The organism is Streptomyces sp. NPDC057486 (assembly GCF_042802415.1).
In the GTDB taxonomy this organism is placed as follows: domain Bacteria; phylum Actinomycetota; class Actinomycetes; order Streptomycetales; family Streptomycetaceae; genus Streptomyces; species Streptomyces yanii.
Genome location: NZ_JBHVEE010000289.1, coordinates 1 through 2938 on the forward strand (window position 1 = coordinate 1; position 2938 = coordinate 2938).

General features: G+C 66.3%; 3 protein-coding genes and 1 pseudogene. 1 reads left to right on the forward strand and 3 read right to left on the reverse strand.

All coding sequences use genetic code 11. The annotated features are described in order from the left end of the window. Positions 1–91: 91 nt before the first annotated feature. The 3 genes and pseudogenes from ACFU6I_RS48300 to ACFU6I_RS48310 all read right to left on the reverse strand — a co-directional run. Positions 92–202: pseudogene (locus ACFU6I_RS48300) on the reverse strand (kinase); the annotation flags it as partial. 437 nt (positions 203–639) lie between these two features. Beyond that, the gene (locus tag ACFU6I_RS48305) at positions 640–1200 is read right to left on the reverse strand and encodes a hypothetical protein (RefSeq protein ID WP_384380879.1); all 561 of its coding nucleotides are present in this window, start codon (positions 1198–1200) and stop codon (positions 640–642) included. A 31-nt stretch (positions 1201–1231) separates the two neighbouring features. Next, positions 1232–1573: a hypothetical protein gene (locus ACFU6I_RS48310; RefSeq protein WP_384380882.1), complete on the reverse strand. Its 342-nt coding sequence runs from the start codon at positions 1571–1573 to the stop codon at positions 1232–1234. Positions 1574–1923: 350 nt separating this feature from the next. On the opposite strand from ACFU6I_RS48310, the gene ACFU6I_RS48315 reads away from it, so the two are divergent. Further along, positions 1924–2829: a DUF1963 domain-containing protein gene (locus tag ACFU6I_RS48315; protein ID WP_384380885.1), complete on the forward strand. Its 906-nt coding sequence runs from the start codon at positions 1924–1926 to the stop codon at positions 2827–2829. Positions 2830–2938: the final 109 nt, after the last annotated feature.

The window sequence follows — 2938 nt, forward strand, 5'->3', positions numbered from 1 at the left end:
CCCATGAGAGGTACGGCCTCTCACCACCCGATCGAGCGCATCATCACACACCAGTTCACCGACCCAGTGATCCAAAAAGTGCGAAACACGAGAGGGCCAGGCCGCGGCCGAAACGGTCGCGGATGCCGGCCGCGACGGACGACTTGCCCGAGGCACTGTTCCCTCGCAAGACGACCAGCCTCGTGTCTTCTGTTCCCACCATCACCCGGGCGAGGCTACCGGCGGCCACTGACACCGCCAGTCCGTCGCTGCTCGGCCTGGCGGGCTAACGTCGCGTCCTGGCCGCCAGCTTCCGGGGCTGGGCAAGCCTGCTGCACGGTGAGCTTGCCCAGGATCCTCTTGGGCTTGCCCAGCACTCGTGACCGGTCATAGGTCTGCGGCCGTGACCGGTGACCGGCCGTGTGACCCATCCAGACCGGCCGTGTGACCGATCTGATCGCAGCCATCGGCCAAACCGCACGTCAGCGGCGTGACCGATCCATGCAACCCGAGTGCCCGGATCGGCCTGCCGGACAGCAGCCAGATCCGCCGGCCCAACGGAACTCCAGCCCCCAGCGGTGGCGTGCCCGGGTGTGGCTACTCGGTGGTGCGGTCGGGGTCGGGGGCGACCGCGTGCCAGCCGGGCGAGCGGGACAGCACCTAGCCGGGCGGATGGACCACGTAGTCGGCCGTGTCCGCCTGGATGTGGCTGGTGAGCCAGTCCCCGAAGTTGTCCAGGCTGACCTGGCGCTCGGCCCGCCATACCGCGCCGCCGCCGCGCCCGCTCCAGTCGTAGCTCGTGGTTCCCCGCTGCAGGTAGGCCCGACGGCTCTCGTCGGCGTAGAGGGTGTCCAGGTACAACTCGTTCCAGTCCTCGCCCTCCTCCTGCAGCAGCCGCTCGTTGCCCGCGGCCTGCTCACCGGTGAGCAGATCGCGGGCGAAATTGGCAGCGACATGGAAGCGGGCCGGGGAGTGCCAGGCCACGTCCTCCTCGAGGGCCTTCACAACCGCCAGCAGGTGCCGCGCGTCTGTGTCCAGCACGGTTTCGGGTGTCCCGTCGCGCACCGCCACGGCCGCCTCCAGGAGAGCGCGCTCCAAACCGGTGCAGAGCCCGACGGTCGCCAGCCTCCACAGGTTGCGGGCAGCGCGGTGGTGCAGGAGGGGAAGCAGCCCGTCCAGGAACTCGTCCGTGAACGGCTCGGTCATCGCGATGACGGTCATCACGGCGTCGGTCAGTGCCCGACTCTGGTAGTCACGGAATGCGCGCTGGTACTGCCCTGGCAGTACCAGCGAGACCGCGCGGGCCCCGCTCCAGCAGGTCGGCGCTCGCCCGAAGCCGCAGGGGCCGGTCCTTACGCGGGTCCTTTCGCCAGCGCGGCGGCGGATAGCGCAGTACGGTGGAGATATGCGTCAGCCTGTCGTCGGGATCCTCCTGCTCCTGCCGCTCGACATGCTCGGCTAACAGCCGGCGCACGGTCGCATCCCGCGAGGTGCCCTGCTGCTGCTTGGCCATGACAGCAGCCAGCGCATCCAAGGCGCAAAGCGGAAGTCGGACGTTGGTCTCTGTGTTCTTCGGCTTCGGATGGGCAGCCACACCCCGATTATCAGCAGGCACCGGGGCGACGCACCCGCCCTGCTCACTCCTGATTGCGGGCCCGGGCTCGGGGCGCGGCACCCCGCCCGGAGGGGATGGCGGGATCTCATGTCCAACTGACAGGGGGCTGCACCATCCATTCCCCGGCGACGAGTGGCACTTCGAAGTCAGGACTGATCACGCTCCCGGAGAGGACATGCGCAACCTCGCCTTGGAGCTGCGCGGCTTCCTGGAGGCGGATCCGCTGGGGTGATCCAAGGTGACCGACCGCTCGCTCCACCACGTACAGCCCATGCCCACCAACGCCCCGATGACACAGCCGGGTTTGTAAAGGGTTTATCTTCTCGGGCATGGATCATCAGGGAGAGTTTCGTCGGGCAGCGCTTGAGTTGGGCATCCCGGGCGACGAGATCAGCAGATTCATCCAGCACCTTCGTTTGTCGATCGGATTGTCCGTGGGCGGTGGTTCTCCGGTCGGGCAGTTTGGTGGGTTGCCCCGGCTGCCGGTGGGCATGAAGTGGCCGTCTGTCGGGGACATTCCGTTGCCGTCGCTCCTTTCCGTCGATTGTGGGGCGCTGCCGAGAGTCGACGGCTTCGACCTGCCGGCGGACGGGACGTTGCTCTTCTTCGTGAACCAGGAGATGGACCATGAGGATAGTTCCGGGAGGTACGCGCGAGTCGTGTATGTACCGGGCGGCACCGAAACCGCGGTCGCGGAAGCCCCCAGCTCCAAGTGTGTCCGCGAGCAGCTCGACGTCAGCGCCGAGCTCAGAGCCGAACTGCCCCTTTGGCTCCAGGAGGGCGACGAGGACGAGGACTGGCACGAGTTCTGGGAGGATCTCGATTGGGAGGACATGTCGCCCTTCCAGCAGCAGTTGGTCCGGTACATGGAGCGTGACCTGCCGCACCTGGACGAACTTCGGGCTCTGGCCCACGACCTCTGGCCGTCTGGCGCCGGCGTTGTCATCGGCGGGTATGCCGATGATGAGGTGATCAACAACATTGCGGAGCAGACCCTCGCGGGACGCGAGAAGGCAGGCAAGATCCCAGCCATCCCGATCGCAAAATGGTATTCCCACCTGGAGAGGGAAAAGCACCGGCTGGCGAGCGAATGGATATCGCTCGCCAGTGAAGCCCGGGTCTACGAGGAGTACTACACGAGTTTTGTGATCCGTCACGACGACTTGGCCGCCGCTCGGGTGGACAAGGCGCTAGTGTCTCGTGATCCTGTCCATGTCAGTTCGAGTTGTTATTGACGAGTTTCTTCACATTGGTCGCGACGAGCCTGACCTTCGCGAGGACCTCGCCGGCGGTCGCGGTCCACGTGAACGGTTTCGCCGTCGTGTTCCAGGAGTTGATGTAGTC

Bases quoted from the DNA above. Each gene is read 5' to 3' on its own strand.
- ACFU6I_RS48315 (WP_384380885.1), top strand. From the start codon at position 1,924: ATGGATCATCAGGGAGAGTTTCGTCGGGCAGCGCTTGAGTTGGGCATC.
- ACFU6I_RS48305 (WP_384380879.1), bottom strand. From the start codon at position 1,200: ATGACCGTCATCGCGATGACCGAGCCGTTCACGGACGAGTTCCTGGAC.